Origin of the sequence: Spongiactinospora rosea (assembly GCF_003315795.1) — a bacterium.
Taxonomy (GTDB): domain Bacteria; phylum Actinomycetota; class Actinomycetes; order Streptosporangiales; family Streptosporangiaceae; genus Spongiactinospora; species Spongiactinospora rosea.
Genome location: NZ_QMEY01000003.1, coordinates 51,570 through 69,785 on the forward strand (window position 1 = coordinate 51,570; position 18,216 = coordinate 69,785).

Annotated in this window: 20 protein-coding genes; 12 read left to right on the top strand and 8 right to left on the bottom strand. The window is 70.6% G+C overall.

Going from position 1 to position 18,216, the window contains the following annotated elements:
- Window positions 1–11: 11 nt before the first annotated feature.
- Genes DP939_RS46075 through DP939_RS08975 form a run of 7 tightly spaced genes read left to right on the top strand, consistent with a single transcriptional unit; the run spans window position 12 to window position 5,762 of the window.
- Window positions 12–179, top strand: a complete 168-nt coding sequence (locus DP939_RS46075) for a hypothetical protein (RefSeq protein WP_158578514.1) — start codon at window positions 12–14, stop codon at window positions 177–179.
- Window positions 176–1,171: an AAA family ATPase gene (locus DP939_RS08950; protein ID WP_225878120.1), complete on the top strand. Its 996-nt coding sequence runs from the start codon at window positions 176–178 to the stop codon at window positions 1,169–1,171. Before DP939_RS46075 ends, DP939_RS08950 begins: the two co-directional genes overlap by 4 nt.
- Window positions 1,171–2,076 (top strand): DUF58 domain-containing protein, encoded by a 906-nt coding sequence (locus tag DP939_RS08955; protein WP_113980166.1) that lies wholly within the window; start codon window positions 1,171–1,173, stop codon window positions 2,074–2,076. The genes DP939_RS08950 and DP939_RS08955 overlap by 1 nt, the downstream gene beginning before the upstream one ends.
- On the top strand, window positions 2,073–3,020 hold the full coding sequence (locus DP939_RS08960; protein ID WP_113980167.1) for a VWA domain-containing protein: 948 nt from the start codon (window positions 2,073–2,075) through the stop codon (window positions 3,018–3,020). The genes DP939_RS08955 and DP939_RS08960 overlap by 4 nt, the downstream gene beginning before the upstream one ends.
- Window positions 3,021–3,039: 19 nt before the next feature.
- Window positions 3,040–3,882 carry a S1C family serine protease gene (locus DP939_RS08965; RefSeq protein WP_113980168.1) on the top strand — a complete coding sequence of 281 codons (843 nt, stop codon included), beginning with the start codon at window positions 3,040–3,042 and terminating at the stop codon, window positions 3,880–3,882.
- Between the two features lie 9 nt (window positions 3,883–3,891).
- Window positions 3,892–4,566, top strand: coding sequence for a response regulator transcription factor (locus DP939_RS08970; protein WP_199565051.1), 675 nt, complete (start codon window positions 3,892–3,894; stop codon window positions 4,564–4,566).
- Window positions 4,563–5,762, top strand: coding sequence for a sensor histidine kinase (locus tag DP939_RS08975; RefSeq protein WP_199565052.1), 1,200 nt, complete (start codon window positions 4,563–4,565; stop codon window positions 5,760–5,762). The genes DP939_RS08970 and DP939_RS08975 overlap by 4 nt, the downstream gene beginning before the upstream one ends.
- Window positions 5,763–6,190: 428 nt before the next feature.
- Here the strand turns inward: DP939_RS08975 and DP939_RS08980 are convergent, their stop codons facing one another.
- Window positions 6,191–7,042, bottom strand: coding sequence for a helix-turn-helix transcriptional regulator (locus tag DP939_RS08980; RefSeq protein ID WP_113980170.1), 852 nt, complete (start codon window positions 7,040–7,042; stop codon window positions 6,191–6,193).
- Window positions 7,043–7,128: 86 nt separating this feature from the next.
- Between DP939_RS08980 and DP939_RS08985 the strand changes: the two genes are divergently transcribed.
- A complete protein-coding gene (locus DP939_RS08985) occupies window positions 7,129–8,049 on the top strand; it encodes an alpha/beta hydrolase family protein (protein ID WP_113980171.1) in 921 nt (306 codons plus the stop codon).
- A 135-nt stretch (window positions 8,050–8,184) separates the two neighbouring features.
- On the opposite strand, the gene DP939_RS46080 is transcribed toward DP939_RS08985, so the two are convergent.
- The 3 genes from DP939_RS46080 to DP939_RS08995 are packed head-to-tail and all read right to left on the bottom strand — an operon-like array spanning window position 8,185 to window position 8,982.
- Window positions 8,185–8,355, bottom strand: a complete 171-nt coding sequence (locus tag DP939_RS46080; protein WP_158578515.1) for a hypothetical protein — start codon at window positions 8,353–8,355, stop codon at window positions 8,185–8,187.
- Window positions 8,352–8,603, bottom strand: a complete 252-nt coding sequence (locus tag DP939_RS08990) for a hypothetical protein (protein ID WP_147267927.1) — start codon at window positions 8,601–8,603, stop codon at window positions 8,352–8,354. The genes DP939_RS46080 and DP939_RS08990 overlap by 4 nt, the downstream gene beginning before the upstream one ends.
- Before the next feature lie 31 nt (window positions 8,604–8,634).
- On the bottom strand, window positions 8,635–8,982 hold the full coding sequence (locus DP939_RS08995) for a hypothetical protein (protein ID WP_113980173.1): 348 nt from the start codon (window positions 8,980–8,982) through the stop codon (window positions 8,635–8,637).
- Between the two features lie 249 nt (window positions 8,983–9,231).
- Here DP939_RS08995 and DP939_RS09000 point away from each other — a divergent pair, with 249 nt between their 5' ends.
- Window positions 9,232–10,671, top strand: coding sequence for a helix-turn-helix domain-containing protein (locus tag DP939_RS09000; RefSeq protein ID WP_147267928.1), 1,440 nt, complete (start codon window positions 9,232–9,234; stop codon window positions 10,669–10,671).
- A 109-nt stretch (window positions 10,672–10,780) separates the two neighbouring features.
- Here DP939_RS09000 and DP939_RS09005 read toward each other — a convergent pair whose 3' ends face one another.
- The 4 genes from DP939_RS09005 to DP939_RS46890 are packed head-to-tail and all read right to left on the bottom strand — an operon-like array spanning window position 10,781 to window position 12,671.
- Window positions 10,781–11,902 (bottom strand): methyltransferase domain-containing protein, encoded by a 1,122-nt coding sequence (locus DP939_RS09005; protein ID WP_225878121.1) that lies wholly within the window; start codon window positions 11,900–11,902, stop codon window positions 10,781–10,783.
- Entirely contained in the window at window positions 11,902–12,039 is a 138-nt protein-coding gene (locus DP939_RS47725) for a hypothetical protein (protein WP_225878122.1), read from the bottom strand. The genes DP939_RS09005 and DP939_RS47725 overlap by 1 nt, the downstream gene beginning before the upstream one ends.
- A gap of 44 nt (window positions 12,040–12,083) precedes the next feature.
- On the bottom strand, window positions 12,084–12,512 hold the full coding sequence (locus DP939_RS49085; RefSeq protein WP_318656272.1) for a helix-turn-helix transcriptional regulator: 429 nt from the start codon (window positions 12,510–12,512) through the stop codon (window positions 12,084–12,086).
- Between the two features lie 15 nt (window positions 12,513–12,527).
- Window positions 12,528–12,671, bottom strand: a complete 144-nt coding sequence (locus tag DP939_RS46890) for an ATP-binding cassette domain-containing protein (protein WP_199565053.1) — start codon at window positions 12,669–12,671, stop codon at window positions 12,528–12,530.
- Between the two features lie 332 nt (window positions 12,672–13,003).
- Here DP939_RS46890 and ppdK point away from each other — a divergent pair, with 332 nt between their 5' ends.
- The 3 genes from ppdK (at window position 13,004) to DP939_RS09025 (ending at window position 18,198) form a co-directional block, all read left to right on the top strand.
- A complete protein-coding gene (gene ppdK, locus DP939_RS09015) occupies window positions 13,004–15,649 on the top strand; it encodes a pyruvate, phosphate dikinase (RefSeq protein ID WP_113980176.1) in 2,646 nt (881 codons plus the stop codon).
- 60 nt (window positions 15,650–15,709) lie between these two features.
- The gene (locus DP939_RS09020; RefSeq protein ID WP_113980177.1) at window positions 15,710–16,942 is read left to right on the top strand and encodes a deoxyguanosinetriphosphate triphosphohydrolase; all 1,233 of its coding nucleotides are present in this window, start codon (window positions 15,710–15,712) and stop codon (window positions 16,940–16,942) included.
- Window positions 16,943–17,004: 62 nt separating this feature from the next.
- Window positions 17,005–18,198, top strand: a complete 1,194-nt coding sequence (locus tag DP939_RS09025; protein WP_113980178.1) for an NAD(P)/FAD-dependent oxidoreductase — start codon at window positions 17,005–17,007, stop codon at window positions 18,196–18,198.
- Window positions 18,199–18,216 lie beyond the last annotated feature (18 nt).

An 18,216-nucleotide genomic window follows, 5' to 3' on the forward strand; every position in this document is an offset into this window, starting at 1 on the left:
GAGATTCGGTGATGGCACGCACGACACGCTTGAGGTCCGCCGTGTGGGTCCTGGCACTGAGCGGCGGCGCGTTCCTGGCGACCGGGAGCGCCGCCGTGCCCGACCCCACCGCGACCGCCCAGATGCACCTGCGGCTCGTCGTGGACGACTGCCCCTACCCGGTGGTGGCCGAGCCGTGACCGGCGAGGCGTCGGCCGCCGACCGGCTGGAGCGGGCGCTGTTCGAGGTCAAACGCGTCATCGTCGGCCAGGACCACATGGTCGAACGGCTCCTCGTGGCGGTACTGGCCAGGGGGCACTGCCTCCTGGAAGGCGTCCCCGGGATCGCCAAGACGCTCGCCGCCGAGACCCTGGCCACGGTCCTCGGCGGGACGTTCTCCCGGGTGCAGTTCACTCCCGACCTGGTGCCCGCCGACATCGTCGGCACCCGGATCTACCGGCCCTCGGCGGAGCGCTTCGACATCGAGCTGGGCCCGATCATGTCCAACGTGGTGCTGGCCGACGAGATCAACCGCGCCCCCGCCAAGGTGCAGTCGGCCCTGCTGGAGGTCATGGCCGAGCGGCAGGTCAGCATCGGCGGCCGGACCCACCCGGTGCCCGCGCCGTTCCTGGTGCTCGCCACCCAGAACCCGATCGAGTCCGAGGGCGTCTACCACCTGCCGGAGGCGCAGCGCGACCGGTTCCTGATGAAGATCGACGTCGGGTATCCGACGGAGTCGGAGGAACTCGCGATCCTGTACCGGATGAGCGCGGACGGGCCTCGGGCCGCGCGGATCCTGGACCCGGACCGGCTGGTGGACCTCCAGCGGGCCGCCGCCCAGGTGTTCGTCCACCACGCGGTGGCCGAGTACATCGTGCGCCTGGTCTACGCGACCAGGGAGCCGGAGCGGTTCGGGCTGGCGGGGCTGGGCGCGGTGCTGGCGTTCGGGGCCGGTCCGCGCGCCACGCTCGGGCTGGTGGCCGCCGCGCGGGCGCTGGCGCTCCTGCGCGGGCGGGAGTACGTGCTGCCGGAGGACGTACGCGACCTGGCCGCCGACGTGATGGCCCACCGGCTGGTGCTGTCCTTCGAGGGCCTGGCCGAGGGGGTGCGGCCCAGGGACATCGTGGACGGCATCGTCGCGGCGATCCCCGCGCCGGTCGTCGCGCCGCACCGCAGGGAGGCGGTGGCCTGATGCGGCACCTGCCCGCCGGGCTGCGCCGCCTGGAGCTGACCGTCACCCGCCGCCTGGACGGCCTGCTGCAGGGCGACCACCTCGGGCTGGTCCCCGGGCCGGGCTCGGAGGCGGCGGAGGCCCGGCCGTACCTGGTGGGCGACGACGTGCGGCGGATGGACTGGAACGTCACCGCCAGGGTCGCCGAGCCGCATGTGCGCGACCTCATCGCGGACCGTGAGCTGGAGACCTGGGTGCTGCTCGACGCGAGCGCCAGCATGGACTTCGGCACCGGTGACATGGAAAAACGGGACCTGGCGCTGGCCGCGGTGGCCGCCGTCGGCTTCCTCACCGAACGCGCGGGCAACCGCATCGGCGCCCACATCCTGCACGGCGGCGGTTCGGCGGGTGGGGCCCGGGTGGTCCCCGCCCGCGGAGGCAGGGCGCATCTGATGGCACTGCTGCACGCGATCTCCGCGCTGCCCAGGGCCGTGCCGGGGGAGCGCGGGCGGCCCCTCGGCGGGCACGCCGAACGGCTCGCCGCGATGCTGCGCAGGCGCGGCCTGGTCGTGGTGGTCTCCGACTTCCTCGACGACCCCGGCACCTGGGAACGCCCGCTGCGCCGGCTGGCCGCCCGCCACCAGCTCCTGGCCGTGGAGGTGATCGACCCGCGCGAGCTGACCCTGCCCGACGTGGGCGTGCTCACCCTCGTGGACCCCGAGACCGGCAGGCGCAGGGAGGTCTCCACGGCGAGCGCCCGGCTGCGCGAGCGATACGCCGCCGCAGCCGCCGCCCAGCGCGGGGCCGTCGAAGCGGCGCTGCGCCGTACCGGGGCGGCCCACCTGCGGCTGCGCACCGACCGGGACTGGGTCATGGACCTGATCCGGCACGTCGTCGCCCAGCGCCGGGCGGGTGGGCCCGGATGAGCTTCCTTTCGCCCGTCTGGCTCTTGCTTCTCCTGCCCGCGCTCGGCCTCGGGGGCGTCTATGTGGTCATGTATCTACGGCGCAGCCGTTACGCCGTCCGGTTCACCAACCTGGACCTGCTCGACAAGGTCGTCCCCCGGCGGGCCGGGTGGCGCAGGCACGTACCGGCCGCGCTGTTCGGGCTCATGCTGGTCGCGCTCGTCGCCGGCTTCGCCCGGCCCACGGCCGAGGTCCAGGTGCCCAGGGAGCGGGCCACCATCATGGTCGCCTTCGACGTGTCGGCCTCGATGCGGGCCACCGACGTCGCCCCCGACCGGTTCAGCGCCGCGCAGCAGGCCGCCCGCCGGTTCGTCGAGGGGCTGCCCCCTCGTTTCAACCTCGGTCTGGTGGCGTTCTCCGGCAGTGCGTCGATAGCCGTGCCGCCCACCACCGACCGGCAGGCCGTGCTGACCGCCATCGGGCGGCTCACCACCGGTTCGGGCACGGCCATCGGGGAGGCGGTCTTCTCCTCGCTGGACGCGATCCGCTCCCTGGACGCCGAGGCCGGTGACACGCCGCCGCCCGCGCACGTCGTGCTGCTCTCGGACGGTTCGAGCACCACCGGCCGGCCCGTGGACGCGGCGATCCAGGCGGCCACCTCGCGCGGCGTACCGGTCACCACCATCGCGTACGGCACGCCCGAGGGCGTGGTGGACCTCAACGGCGAGTCCGTGCCCGTCCCGGTGGACGGCCCCGCGCTGCGCGGCGTGGCGGAGGCGACGGGCGGGGGCTTCCACGAGGCGGCGTCGGGGGATGAGCTGCGGGCCGTCTACGACACGATCGGCACCTCCGTCGGGTATCGGCTGGAACGGCAGGAGATCTGGATGTGGTTCGTCGGGTTCGCGCTGATCTGCGCGGTACTGGCGGCGGGGACGTCCATGTTCTGGTTCTCCCGGATGATCTGACGGCACGGAAAGGATCCTGATGCGCGACCAGCCGGACCTCCTCGGCCTCGGCAGTCCCCGCGGCCCCGACTTCCTCCCGGAGCCGTTCCGGCCTGACGTGCCGAGCCGGCCGCCCACGCCGCTCGACGCCCCCTCTCCAGGTCCGGCTCCGGCGCGGGTCGTAGTCGTCGCCGCCCTGGTGGCGGCGCTGGTGGGCGGCGCGTCCGGGGTCGCCGCGGCGTTGCTCAACGGCGAGGCCGTAGCGCCGCCGCGCCCCGCGGCGGGCCCTGCGGCCTCCGGCTGGGCCGAGATCGCCGCGCGGGTGCTGCCCAGCGTGGTCTCGGTGGAGACCGGCCGGGGCAACGGCTCGGGCTTCGTGATCGACGCCGCCGGGCACATCCTCACCAACGCGCACGTGGTGTCCGGCAGGAGCAGGGTCACGGTGGTCTTCAACGACGGCGGCCGGGCCGCCGCCCGGGTGGTCGGCTCCGACGCCGCCGACGACCTGGCCGTGCTCGCCGTGGACGGCGGGCGTTCCCCGGCCCCCGCCACGCTCGGCCGTTCCGCCGGCGTCGCGGTGGGCGACGACGTACTCGCCGTGGGCTCGCCGCTCGGCCTGGCCGGCACGGTGACCTCGGGCATCGTCAGCGCGGTGGACCGTGAGGTACCGTTCGGCGAGGGCGGTGGCACGACCACGGCGCTGCAGACCGACGCCTCCATCAACCCCGGCAACTCCGGCGGCCCGCTGGCCGATGCCCGGGGCGCGGTGATCGGCGTCAACACGGCGATCCTGTCCGCGGGCGACGGCGGTTCCATCGGCATCGGGTTCGCCATCCCCATCGACCGCGCCGCGCGGGTCGCGGCGCGAATCATCCGGAATTAGGTTCGTGACATGCGCCTTCTTGTGGTCGAGGACGAAGAGGACCTGGTCGGGGCACTGCGGGTCGGCCTGGTCCGGGCCGGATACGCGGTGGACGTCGCCTACGACTTCGCCGAGGCCGAAGAGAAGATCCAGGTCAACGCGTACGACCTGGTCCTGCTCGACCTGAACCTGCCGAGCGGCGACGGGTTCGAGCTGTGCCGTGCCATCCGGGCCGGTGAGCACGGCCAGAGCGTGCGGATCATCATGGTGACCGCCCGCGACCGGCTGGACGACCGGGTCAGGGGGCTCGACGAGGGCGCGGACGACTACCTGGTCAAACCGTTCGCCTTCCCCGAACTGCTGGCGCGGGTGCGCGCCCTGCTGCGCAGGGACGGGTCGGCCGGCCGTACGGCGGTACTGGAGGTGGGCGGCCTGCGGCTGGACACCGCCCGCGTGGAGGCGTTCCACGGCGAACGCCGCCTGCCGCTCACGCCCAAGGAGTTCGGGGTGCTGCACTACCTGATGACCCGCCCCGGGCACGTCGTCTCCAGCGAGGAACTGCTGGAACACGTCTGGGACGAGCACACCGACCCGTTCACCAACACGGTCCGGGTCACCGTCGGCAATCTTCGCCGCAAGCTGGGCGCCGAGGGCGTCATCGAGACCGTGATCAGCCGCGGCTACCGGCTGAAGGAACTGGGGTGAGGCACCTGCCCGCCTTCATGCAGACGATCCGCTTCCGGCTGACCGTCCTGTACTCCGGGCTGCTCTTCCTCCTGGCCGCCACCGTGCTGGGCGCGCTCTACTACGGCGTGGCCTCCTCCACCGAGGAACGCCCGGTGTCGAAGGAGTACGCCGAGGTCGTCAGCCGGTCCGGGACGGTGCTGGGGCACGAGCCCGTCGTACGGGTACGGGAGTGGGAGAACCTGATCAACCTCAAGACCCTCGCCACGCTGCGCCGCTACGCGCTCGTGGCGCTCGGCGGGCTGCTGCTGGCCAGCCTGGGGATCGGGTGGATGCTGTCCGGGCGGGTACTCCGGCCGGTGCGGTCGATCACCCGCGCGGCGGCGGAGATCCAGGCCACCGACCTGTCCCGGCGGATCCGGCTGAGCGGGCCCAAGGACGAACTGCGCGACCTGGCCGACACGGTGGACACCATGCTGGACCGGCTGGAGGCGGGCTTTCGCGCGCAACGGCAGCTCATCGACGACGCCTCGCACGAGCTGCGCAGCCCGCTCGCCATCATCCGGGCCAACGTGGACACGGTACTGACCTCGCCGGACAGCACCGAGGACGAACGCGTCCGGGCCTCGGCGATCGTGGACCGGGCCACCACCCGGATGACCCGGCTCGTGGAGGACCTGCTGGCCACGGCCCGGCGTACGGCTCCCGCGCTCGCCGACACCGACGTGGACGTCGGCACGGTCGCCGCCGAGGCGTGCGACGACTTCGAGACCCTGGCGGCGGGGCGCGGCATGCGGCTCATCCGCGCCGCCCCGGCCGGGCTGGTCGCCATCGGCGACCACGACGCGCTGCGCCGCGCGGTGGGCAACCTGCTGTCCAACGCGGTACGCCTGGCCCCGCCCGGCAGCCACATCCGCGTGGCGGCGGGGCGGTCGTCCGGCTGGATCTGGGTGGCGGTCCGCGACGCCGGGCCGGGGCTGTCGGAGGACGACAGCGAGCGGGTGTTCGACCGGTTCTGGCGGGGTGGGGGCGAACGGCGCGAACGCGACCGGCACACGGGGCTCGGGCTGGCCATCGTCCGCCAGATCGTGGAGTCACACGGCGGCCACGTACGCCTGTTCACCCGGCTGGGCCAGGGCAGCACCTTCATCCTCTGGCTCCCAGCCCGAGGCACCGACGCCCGCGGCACCCCCGCCCCCACCCACAACCCCCTCTAACGCATTCCACCCCCCAACCGCCTTCCCTCTACTCAGTCGCGCGGTATGCCCCTCCGCCTCGGCCGGACCGCCCGCGCTCAAGCGCACAATCGCCTTCGCTTCGCTCAGCCGCGCTCTTCCATGTCGGGCTCCGCCCGACGCGCCGCTACCGGTCCTGCGCTTCTGAACAGCCAAAAGGCCCCATGGGCTTGCTCCGGTTTGACCGACACCTGTAATCAGGGGTTACCCCCGGAGGATGTCCATGATGGCGAACATGGCGAAGAAGAAGCCGCGCCCGCGGCGGTCGTTCACACCGGAGTTCAAGGCAGAGATCACTGAGTTGTGCCGCGCCGAGCATGGCAGAGTGCTCTATGGCGTCTGCCGGAGACTGGCCCGCGCGCCTACGTTCATCAGGGCACGTTGGTCGAACGCCTTCAGCGATGAGTCCCTCAGCGGAGTACCTCCATGCGCTGGGTGCCGATGACCGACAGCAGGCGCAGTGACTGCTCGGACGGCGAGCCGGGAGCGGCGGTGTAGATCACGGCCTGCTGGTCCCGGTCGGTGATGTCGAGCGTGTCGCAGTTGACGGTGACCGGGCCGACCTGCGGGTGGTGGAAGGTCTTGCACAGGGTGGGCTCGGCGGCCACGTCGTGGGAGGCCCACAGGCGCGCGAACTCCTCGCTGCCCGCGAGGAGTTCCCGCACCAGCGCGGCCACCTCGGGATCGTCGGGGTAGCGGGCGGCGGTGGCGCGCAGCCGGTGGGCCGAGAAGCGGGCGAAGTCATCGGCGTCGGACAGCCCGTACAGCACCTGCCCGTTCGCGTGGGGTCCGAGGAAGACGCGGCGCGCGAGGTTGCGGTCGCGCCGGGTCAGGGCGGAGAAGTCCTCCATGAGCGCGGCCGCCAGGTCGTTCCAGGCGATCACCTCGAACGTCGCGGACGTCACGATCGCGGCGGTCTGCGGCAGCCGCCGCAGCAGGTCGAGGATGCTCTGCCGGACCTCGCGGGATGGCCCGGGGGCGGGGCCGGGCGGCGCCCCGGCAAGGTGGTGGAGGTGGTCGCGCTCGACGTCCGACAGTCGCAGCGCGCGGGTGATCCCGGACAGCACCTCGCTCGACGGGCGCGGGCCGCGGGCCTGTTCCAGCCGGGTGTAGTACTCCGTCGAGATGTACGCCAGCCGGGCCACCTCCTCCCGGCGCAGCCCCGGGGTACGGCGGCGCGGCCCGGCGGGCAGGCCCACGTCGGCGGGGCTGATCCGCTCGCGCCTGCTGCGCAGGAATCCGGCCAGTTCTTGTCTGTCCACTCCTTCAGTGTGCAGAAATGTGCACCTCCCAGCCAGGTACTGCCGCTGCCTGGTTACGCCGGTCGGATGGGCGTCAGGCTCGGAGCATGACCCAGATCGATGACACCCTGCAGGCCATCGCCGACGGCTTCCGTACGTCACTGCGCTCGCCGATCATGCACCGGCCGGACGAGCAGGGCCTCGCGTACGAGGACGTCACCTTTCCCTCTGAGGACGGCGTGCCGCTGGAAGGCTGGTACATCCCGGCCCCCGGATCCGACAAGATCGTCATCGCCAACCACCCGCGCTGGTTCAGCCGGGCCGGGCTGCCCGCGCACCTTGAGCCGTGGAGGTCGCTCGGCGGCGCGACCGGCAACGACTTCGAGGTGAACTTCATCCCGGACTACAAGATCCTGCACGATGCCGGCTACCACGTGCTCGCCTACGACCTGCGGAACTTCGGCCACAGCGGCGCGGCCAACGGCGGCATCTTCACCGTCGGCCGATATGAGTCCCGCGACGTCATCGGCTCGCTGGACTACGTGCGCGGTCGCGCGGACACCCGGGACCTGACCATCGGCCTCTTCAGCCGCTGCCTCGGCGGCAACGCGACCATGTTCGCCATGACCAGGCGCCCGGAGGCCTTCGAGGGAGTCCGCTGCATGGTCTCGCCGCAGCCGCTGTCTCCCCGCGTCGCCTGCGAGCGGGGGCTGGAGCAGCTCGAAATCCCCGCCGGGCGCATCGACGACCTGGAGCAGCGCATCAGGCTGCACACCGGCTTCGGACTGGACGACTTCTCGCCCGTCCCCTGGGCGAAGAACGTCATGATCCCGACGATGCTGTACCAGGTCCGCGACGACCTGATGACCAGGCCGTCGGACATCCAGGCGATGTTCGACAACATCCCGGTCGCCGAGAAGGAACTGCTCTGGATCGAGGGGACGACCAGGCGCTGGGACGGCTACACGTACTTCCAGCAGAACCCGGCCCCGATGCTCGACTGGTTCGGCACCTACATGAAGAGCTAGCGGCGCGGACCTGCGGGGCACTGGTGTCACAGGTGCCCGGCGACCGGCTCCAAGAAGCCTCGACCTGACCTCACGGATGAGGAGCGCGGGCGGGCGGCGTTGTGGGGTACGCCGCCCGCCCGCGTGGCACGGGGGCTACCGGCTCCCGTGCGGCGCGGTCCGGCCAGGGAAGGTGGGCCGCCGCGCGGTGTGCGGCGCGGGCGGGGAGTACACCTCGTACCCGCCCGCGCTGGTCGGGCCATCAGCAGGCCCGTCGTACGGCGCGGCGGCGCTGAGCTCCCACGCCACGCCGCCGCGCCCGATCATGAGGTGTTCTCCCACGCGTCCCCGGCCCTGACCACGGTCGCGCCGTCCTTGCGGTGCGCGGTGAGCACGGCCGGGCCGTACACGTACCCGACGCCGATGAACGACAGGCGCGCGTACCGCACCCGGCCACGGCCTTCGGGGCGGGTGGCGAGGGCGTCGAGCATGGCCCGCTCGGCGGTTCCCGGGCTGTCGGTCACGCCGCAGGCGCGGGGCGAGTCGGCGACTTCGACGTCCCAGACCAAGAACACGGACCGTTCCGAGCAGCCAGGGAGGAAACCGTCAGGCAGGACCCACAGCACGAGGCTCCTCCACGGTCCCGGCCGCCGGGTTCAGCAGCGCGTGGTCACGTACCAGCGCTTCGACGGCACCGGGCACGGTGCTGCGATGGACGTACAGCGGGATGCCCGGCCTGAGCTGTCGCGGACTGTGCCACCAGATGCCGTCGGCTTTGACCACCGCGACCAGGCCGAAGCAGAGCGACACCAGCATTCCGTCGCGATCCCTGGCCATGAAGGCGTGGATGCCGTACGCGGCGAGCGCGTCCTTGAGCCGGTGGGCGGTCGCGTCCTCGGGCGCGGTCACGGCGGGCGGCCTGCGGTACGGGTAGGCGAGCATGAACGCGTCCATCAGCCGCGCCCCAGCGGCCCGTAGACCCTCCGGCCGGCCATTCCGCTGAGTCCTCGGGTGGCTTTCGGTCTGCTCGCCGCGAACTGTGACGTATAGGCAAAATCGCCGTGGTTCCCCTTTTTCCAGGGCGCCACATATCCTTCCATCGGTCGCACCCTCCATGCGGTAGCGCGATGCAATTTACCTGCGCACCAGGAGTTTTCCGGGCGCTGGGTTTATGCTGATCCCGTCCAGTGATCCGGGCAAGGCGTGATTGCCAATGGCATTCGCTGGCATTCGGCGGCATTCATGGGGCAGGTGCAGATGCCTAGACCACGCAAGCAGTTCGACCCATATGAGTCGATGGCGGCCTATTTCGGGTCTCGTATCCGTGCATTGCGTGACTCCTACGAAACCCGGGTCGGCGAGACCCTTGATTTGGGCGGTTTGTCCGCCAAAGCGGGATATGCCCGATCTATGCTGACGGCGATCGAGCGCGGAGAAGTACTTCCCGACAGGCATGCGGGGGTGCAGGCAATCGACGACGCGCTGGAAGCGAAGGGTGAACTGGTGGCCGTGTGGCCTTTGGTGCAGCGGCTCGGACGTATTCCCATAACCGATTTAGTGCTATCAACGGCAGCAGGTGAGGGCTACCGTAGAAGTACAACACAAGCCGCACATCAGGAAGAAGAAGACGTGGAACGCCGCCTTTTGCTCAAGCTGACGAGCCTCGGGCTGCTCTCTCAAGCTGTCGTAGACGAGCCCGCCCGGCAGATGCTCGAACGAGTCCTCAACCGCTCCACCAACGTCGCGGAGACCTACACCACGCAAGACTGGGAGATGGCGTGCGCGGATCATATGTACGCGCTGCAAACCCAGCCACCGGCCGTCGTGCGGGCGGGGATCACCAGTGATGTGATCGCGCTTCAGCAGGCGCTGGCGGCCCCGGCCGTCCGTGCGCCCACTGACCTACAGCGTGTGGCATCCCAGATGGCGATCATCCAGGCCAACGTGCTGACCCGGCTCGGCGAATACGACGCCGCTCGCCGCTGGTGGCTCACAGCACGGCACGCCGCCGAAGCATCCGGGGATCTCAACATGCGCGTCTGGGCCATGGGGTATGAGGCCGTGTTCGCGCTGTATACCCCTCGTTCACCGCATTCGGCGGTCGCGCTCGCCCGAAAGGCTCGCGCACTGGCCGGAAAATCCCAGAACGCCGGCATGCTGCATGCGGTGAGCGCCGAAGCCCAAGGGCTCGCCGTGCTCGGGCGAGAGAAGGAGGCTCTGGAGGTGCTGCATTACTTGCATGATCTATGCGAGCGGGTGTCGCCCAGCGAGGTGTTCACGTGGGGGCCGGATTCGGTGTGGTTCGTGACCTCATGGGTGCATTCGTTCGTGGGGTCTGATCGGACGGCGGACGAGGCGTGTGACAAGGCTCTTGCGGCTGAACGGAACTCACCCCGCTATCAAAACCGGGTCAATGTACAGCTTCATCGGTCGATCCGGGCCAGCCGAATAGGTGACTATGAGCGCGGGCTTCGGGAGGCGACGGAAATGCTCGACGGCCTGCCCGCCCAGTACCACAGCCTTATGATCTTGAACACGGCACACCGGGTGATCGACGCGGTGCCCATCGAAAAGCGCGCGCAGCTCAAGGGCTTCGGGGACTATCAGGTCGCTATCAAGCCCCCGGCATTCGGAGTGGCCTGAGCGGCCACAAGGTGACGTAAGGCTGCGGCACTAACGGAGCCATTGTGGCGCAGGGTTGATCACGCGCGCCTTGGGGAGAGCGGTGTCCGCTCCGACAGAGGCGTTGACGTCATTCGACCGCCTGCTGAGGGGTGTCCAGCCATACCCGCTGCCCGCCCGGGGTCACGGTCATCCCGAATCGGTGGCGGCCAGGCTCGCCCCAGTCCACCCAGCGGAAGTAGGCGTCGGTGACCTCGTCCCACAGCGGCCGATCGCCGACCTGGTAGACCTCAAAGTCGTCGGCGCCTGGCACGTGAGTGATCAGCGTCCATTGCGCCGGGACGGCCGGGTCCGACAGCCACGTCAAGAGTCGGCCGTCTTGCCGGCCGGTGCTGAGATAGAGCCCGGTGAGCGCCGACATCGCCAACGCCGCACCCGACGGTGCTTCCGTGATCGTTCGGGGGTCGATGCGCGTTCGGGCCTCACGGTCCGGGCCTCGTTCTGCGTTCGCGGCGATGCGCTGGGAACGCATCATCATGTACGCGGCGTACTCGGCGAATTTGCCCGAGGCGGTGCCATCCGGCTTGACGGTGAGGCGTAGTGCCGCATGACCGGTGGCGAAACCGGGGTCGTAGGGCAGGACGATCCGGCCGCCGGGCCGGGTCTGCTCCACCCAGGCGTACGGTACGGTGCGGATTCCGCAGGTGACGTGAACACGGTCGAATGGCGCCCGTTCAGGAGAGCCTTCCGCGCCGTCGCCGGTGATCAGGTGTGGGTGTGACCCGGCGTCGCTGAGGTTCTTCGCGGCCTGCTCCGCGAGTGCGGCGTCCACCTCGATCGATGTGACGTGCTGCGCGCCGACGAGGTGGGACAGCAGGGCGGCGGTCCAGCCGGTGCCTGTACCGATCTCCAGCACCCGGTGCCCGGGGGAAAGGTCCAGGAGGTCAAGGAAGTCGGTGACGGTGCCGGGTGCGGAATTGGAGGAGGTGTAGAGCCCACCGGCTTCGTCTCGCAGGTCGGTTGCGCCGTCGTCGAGCTGAGTGACGATGGGGAGCCGTGAGTAGACCGCGTCGAACCAGGCGGCGGGGTCGGCTTCGCGGTCGATGATCGCCGTGGTGTCATCGGCGACGAGGGCCACGGGGGGAATGAACTGGTGCCGGGGCACCGCTCGCAGCGCTCGCTTGACCGGTGCGCTGATGTCGCCGATGCCGTCGATCAACCGTTCGATTCGTGCGGCGATGCCCTTGTCCACTACTTCTTCCCGTCTTTCGGATCGCCCTCGTGCTTGCCGCTGGGGGCCGTAGTGTCGGGATTTCCGGCGGGAGGCGGGTTCGGAAGCGGCTTGTCTTCCTTTGGCTTGCCTTCGTGCTCGCCGCGCGTGGCGCTCATCTTGCCCTCCTCGCTTAGGATGGTCGCCCAACGTAACGGTAAGGCTACGCAACGAGTCTGGCAATAAGAAGGCCCAGGCGGCTTCTGCCGTCATCCGGGAACGGACGCCTATAGTCAGACTTCTGTGGACTCGCGGAGGTGTCAGCCGAGGATGCCGTGGTCGTAGGCGGTGGTGACGGCGGCGGCGCGGTCTTTGACGCGGAGTTTGCGTAGATGTGGGTGAGGTGGCTTTTGACCGTGGCCTCGCTGACGAACAGGATCGCGGCGATCTCGCGGTTGGAGGTGCCCTTGGCGAGTGGCCGCCACTCGGCGGGCGCGGCGGAGAGGGCGCTATAGAACATGAGGGCTTCGCGCACGGTGGGCTCGGTCTGCAACCGGCTCGCCTGGAGCTGCACGCCGAGGATCTCGGTGACCCGTCTGCGGTCGGCGGCCGGATCGAGCCCCGCCAGCCGTACGGTGCCCTCGTCGGGCACCCGCAGGCCCTCGACTCACTCCGCCGCGGTGGTCCTGCCCGCCCCGTTGGGACCCAGGATGCCGAAGATCTCGCCTTCCTCGACGGCGAAGGAGACGGCGTCGACCACGGGCCGCGCCCCGTAGCTCTTGCGGAGCCCGTTGACTTCGGTGATCGGCATGCCTCTGAGCATCGCGGCCCGGCCCCGCCCCGCACATCGCCCAACTCGCTCGAACACGCACAGCCGATCGGTTGATATGGCCCTACGACCCCGCCGCGAGCCGCGCCCGCTCAGGGGAAATTGGTTTACACCAATTGGTATAAACCAATTTACCGATCGATCTCGGACGAGGGTGTATTAGATCCACATGTCAATTGGATTAGACCTCATCGACCTCTCTGACCTGGGTAAATCTATTATTTCCTGATGGGTGACGTTTCGTCATCAAGTTCATCGGTACAGTCCCAGTAAGGCGGATCGATGCCTTCGTTGGCGGCGGAGAAGGAGCTGCGGTGCCGAAGTTTGTTTACGACTTCACCGAGGGGAACAAGGACCTCAAAGATCTCCTGGGCGGCAAGGGCGCCAACCTGGCCGAGATGACCAACCTGGGGCTGCCCGTTCCTCCGGGCTTCACGATCACCACCGAGGCGTGCCGTGGCTACCTCGCGGACGGGACCCTCCCCGCCGGTCTCGGCGACGAGATCGAGGCCCACCTGACCGAGCTGGAGCGGCGGATGGGCAAGCGGCTTGGCCAGGCCGACGATCCGCTGCTGGTCAGCGTACGGTCGGGGGCCAAGTTCTCGATGCCGGGCATGATGGAGACCGTCCTCAACATCGGGCTCAACGACGAGTCCGTACGCGGGCTGGCCAAGCAGGCCGGCGGCAACGACCGCTTCGCCTGGGACTCCTACCGCCGCCTCATCCAGATGTTCGGCAAGACCGTCCTCGGCATCGACGGCCGGTTCGAGCAGGCGCTGGAAGACCTCAAGGGCTCCCGCGACGACCTGGACCTGACCGCCGCCGACTTCCAGCGCCTGGTCGAGATCTACAAGGGCATCGTCCGTGACGCCACCGGCAGGGACTTCCCCGCGGACCCCCGCGAGCAGATGCGGATGGCCGTGGAGGCGGTCTTCGAGTCCTGGAACGCCCCCCGCGCGATCCTCTACCGCCGCCAGGAGCGCATCCCCGCCGACCTCGGCACGGCGGTCAACATCTGCACCATGGTCTTCGGCAACCGGGGCATGGACTCCGGCACCGGCGTCGCCTTCACCCGCGACCCGGGCAGCGGCCAGCAGGGCATCTACGGCGACTACCTGCAGAACGCCCAGGGCGAGGACGTCGTGGCGGGCATCCGCAACACCGTCCCGCTCCAGGATCTGGCCACGATCGACCCGGCCTCGTACGACGAGCTGCTGGCGATCATGGAGAAGCTGGAGAACCACTACCGCGACCTGTGCGACATCGAGTTCACCATCGAGCGCGGCAAGCTGTGGATGCTGCAGACCCGCGTCGGCAAGCGCACCGCCGCCGCCGCGTTCCGCATCGCCGTGCAGCTCGCCGACCAGGGCCTGATCGACCTCGACGAGGCCGTGACGCGGTGCAGCGGCGCGCAGCTCGCGCAGCTCATGTTCCCCCGCTTCGACAGCAACGTGAAGGCACGGAAGATCACCACGGGGATGAACGCCTCGCCGGGCGCGGCCGTCGGCAGGGCCGTGTTCTCCTCCGAGCGGGCCGTCGAGCTGGCCGCACGGGGCGAGGACGTCATCCTGGTGCGCCGGGAGACCAACCCCGAGGACCTGAGCGGGATGATCGCCGCCAATGGCATCCTGACCAGCAGGGGCGGCAAGACCTCGCACGCGGCGGTCGTCGCTCGCGGCATGGGCAAGACCTGCGTGTGCGGCGCCGAGGAGCTTGAGATCGACGTACGCGCCGGACGGCTGACCGCCCCCGGCGGCGTGGTGATCGAAGAGGGCGACGTGCTGTCCATCGACGGCACCACCGGCGCGGTCTACCTGGGCGAGGTGCCCGTCGTGGACTCCGTGGTGGTGGAGTACTTCGAGGGCTCGGCGGACGAGTCCGACGACCTGGTACGGGCCGTGGACCGGATCATGCGGCACGCCGACCAGGCCCGCGTGCTCGGCGTACGCGCCAACGCCGACACCGGCGAGGACGCCGCGCGGGCCCGGCGGTTCGGCGGCGGGGGCATCGGGCTGTGCCGCACCGAGCACATGTTCCTCGGTGAGCGGCGCAGGCTCGTGGAGAACCTGATCCTGGCCGAAGGGAAGGACGAGCGCCAGGCCGCGCTGGACGCCCTCGAACCGCTGCAGCGGGCCGACTTCGAGGAGATCTTCACGGCGATGGACGGCCTGCCGGTGACCATCCGCCTGATCGACCCGCCGCTGCACGAGTTCCTGCCCGACATCGTGGACCTGTCGGTGAAGGTCGCCACCGGCCGCGGATCCGACCGTGACGCCACGCTGCTGGAGGCGGTCAAGCGCCTGCACGAGCAGAACCCGATGCTCGGCCTGCGCGGCGTACGGCTCGGCCTGGTGATCCCCGGGCTGTTCGCGATGCAGGTGCGGGCCATCGCCGAGGCCGCGCGCGGCCGCCGGGAGCAGGGCGGCGACCCGCGTCCGGAAATCATGATCCCGCTGGTCGGGGCCGTGCAGGAGCTGGAGCAGATCCGTGAGGAGGCCGTCGGCATCCTGCGGGAGACCGGCGTCGAGGCGCTGGTCGGCACCATGATCGAGGTGCCGAGGGCGGCGCTCACCGCCGGGCAGATCGCCGAGGCGGCCGACTTCTTCTCCTTCGGCACCAACGACCTCACCCAGATGACCTGGGCCTTCTCCCGGGACGACGTGGAGTCGTCGTTCTTCGGGAAGTACCTGGACCAGGGGATCTTCGGCGTCTCGCCGTTCGAGACGATCGACCGCGACGGCGTCGGACGGCTCATGCGGATCGCCGTGGAGGAGGGCAGGCGCACCCGTCCGGACCTCAAGCTGGGCATCTGCGGCGAGCACGGGGGCGACCCCGAGTCCGTGCGCTTCTGCCACGAGGTGGGGCTGGACTACGTGTCCTGCTCGCCGTTCCGCATCCCGGTGGCCCGGCTGGAGGCGGGCAGGGCGGCCATCGCGGGCACGACGTCCGACACCCGCTGAACGTTTCCCCGGCGTTGGTGGCATAAGGCCGGTGGTGAGGGAATAGTCTCAAAACCACTGATGCGTTCGTACAGCGAGCATGACCAGGAACGATGGGTGCCGGAACCGCCCGGCAACCCGGAGCGCGGCGCGTTCGAGCGCGACCGCGCCCGGGTGCTCCACTCCTCGGCCTTGCGCAGGCTGGCGGCCAAGACACAGGTGGTCGGCCCGGGGGAGACCCTGGGCAACGGCCAGCAGGTGCCCCGGACCCGGCTCACCCACTCCCTGGAGTGCGCCCAGGTGGGCCGGGAGATGGGCAAGGCGCTGGGCTGTGACCCCGATCTGGTAGAGACCGCCTGCCTGGCCCATGACCTCGGGCATCCGCCGTTCGGGCACAACGGCGAGAGCGTGCTGGACGAACTGGCCGCCGGGTGCGGCGGCTTCGAGGGCAACGCGCAGAGCCTGCGGCTGCTGACCCGGCTGGAGGCCAAGGTCGTCACCGAGGACGGCCGCAGCGCCGGGCTCAACCTGACCAGGGCCGCCCTCGACGCCGCCACGAAGTACCCCTGGCCCGTGCGCGGCGCCGGCCCGTTCGGCGTCTACGCCGACGACCTGCCGGTCTTCGAGTGGATGCGGCAGGGCGTGCCCGAGGGCAGGGTCAGCTTCGAGGCGCAGATCATGGACTGGGCCGACGACGTGGCCTACTCCGTGCACGACCTTGAGGACGCGCTGCACGCCGGGCACGTCACTCTCGGCGCGCTGCGCTCGCCCGCCGAGCGCGCCGAGGTCTGCGACCGTACGGTCGGCTGGTACGCGCCCGGGGCCGACAGGGCCCGGCTTGAGGCGGCGCTCGCCCACCTGGTGGACCAGCCGTACTGGCCGCGCGAGTTCGACGGCAGCCTGGCGGGCCTGGCCGCGCTGAAGGGCCTGACCAGCGCCCTCATCGGCCGCCTGACCCGCGCGGCCCAGCTCGCCACCGTCGAGGCGTACGGCGAGCGTCCCGGGCGCCATGACGCCGACCTGGTGGTGCCCGCCGAGACCCGGGTGGAGTGCGCGCTGCTGAAGGGCATCACCGCGCACTACGTGATGTGCAGCGCGGAGCACAACGCCGTCCAGGCCCGGCAGCGCGAGCTGGTCACCGAGCTGGCCGCCGAGATCATGCTGGGCGCGCCCGGCACGCTGGAGCCCGCGCTGCGGCCCGCGTTCGCCAGGGCCGGGGACGACGCGGCGCGGGTGCGCGTGGTCATCGACCAGATCGCCTCGCTGACCGACACCTCGGCGGTCGCCTGGCATGCGCGGCTCACCGGACGCTGACCTCCGCGCAGGCGGATACTTGTGATCGCCCGGCATCTGATCACGAGGAAAGAGGAGAGCTAATGGCGGGACATGTCATCATCGGTGCTGGTCTGGCGGGGGCGAAGGCCGCCGAGACCTTGCGGGAGGAGGGCTACGAAGGGCCCGTCACGCTGATCGGTGAGGAGGAGTTGCGGCCCTATGAGCGGCCGCCGCTGTCCAAGGACTACCTGATGGGCAAGGCCGAGCGCGAGGCGGCGTTCGTCCATGAGCCTGACTGGTACCCGGCCAACTCCGTCGATCTGCGGCTGGGCGCCGCCGTCACGTCGATCGACCCGGATGGGCACACGGTGACGCTCGCCGGGGGTGAGACCCTGCCCTACGACAAGCTGCTGCTGGCGACCGGCTCGTCGGCCAAGGGGCTGGACGTACCCGGCGGGGAGCGCGCCAGGCGGCTGCGGACCTTCGGCGACAGCGACGCGCTGCGCGCGGCGTTCGCCGGAGGCGGGACGGTCGTGGTGGCCGGGGCGGGCTGGATCGGCCTGGAGGCCGCCGCGGCGGCCCGCGAGGCGGGCTGTGAGGTCGTGGTGGTCGAGCAGGCCCCCGGGCCGCTGCACCGGGTGCTCGGCCCCGAGCTGGGCGAGGTCTTCGCCGGGCTGCACCGCCGCCACGGGGTCGGGTTCCGCTTCGGCGCCTCCATCGCGGAGATCACCGCCACCGAGGTCCGTACCGCGGCGGGCGAGAGCCTGCCCGCCGCCCACGTGATCGCCGGGGTCGGCGCCGCGCCCAACGTCGGACTCGCCCGCGCCGCGGGCCTCGCGGTGAACGAGGGCGTGCTGACCGACGCGTCGCTGCGCAGCACGTCCCACCCCGACGTGTTCGCGGCCGGTGACATCGCCGAGGCGTTCCACCCCCTGTACGGCAGGCCCGTACGCGTCGAGCACTGGGCCAACGCCCTGAACGGCGGCCCGGACGCGGCACGCGCGATGCTCGGCCGGGAGGTCTCCTACGACCGGGTGCCCTACTTCTTCACCGACCAGTTCGAGCTGGGCATGGAGTTCAGCGGCGACATCGAGGGCCACGACGAGGTGGTCTTCCGCGGCTCGGCCGATGACCTGGAGTTCATCGCGTTCTGGCTGCGCGCGGGCAAGGTGGTCGCCGGGATGAACGTCAACGTGTGGGACGTCACCGACCAGATCCAGGACCTGATCCGCGCCGGCAGGGCCGTGGACCTGAAGGCCCTGGCCGACCCGGACGTGCCGCTCGGCTCCCTCTGACGACGACGGCCAGGGGCG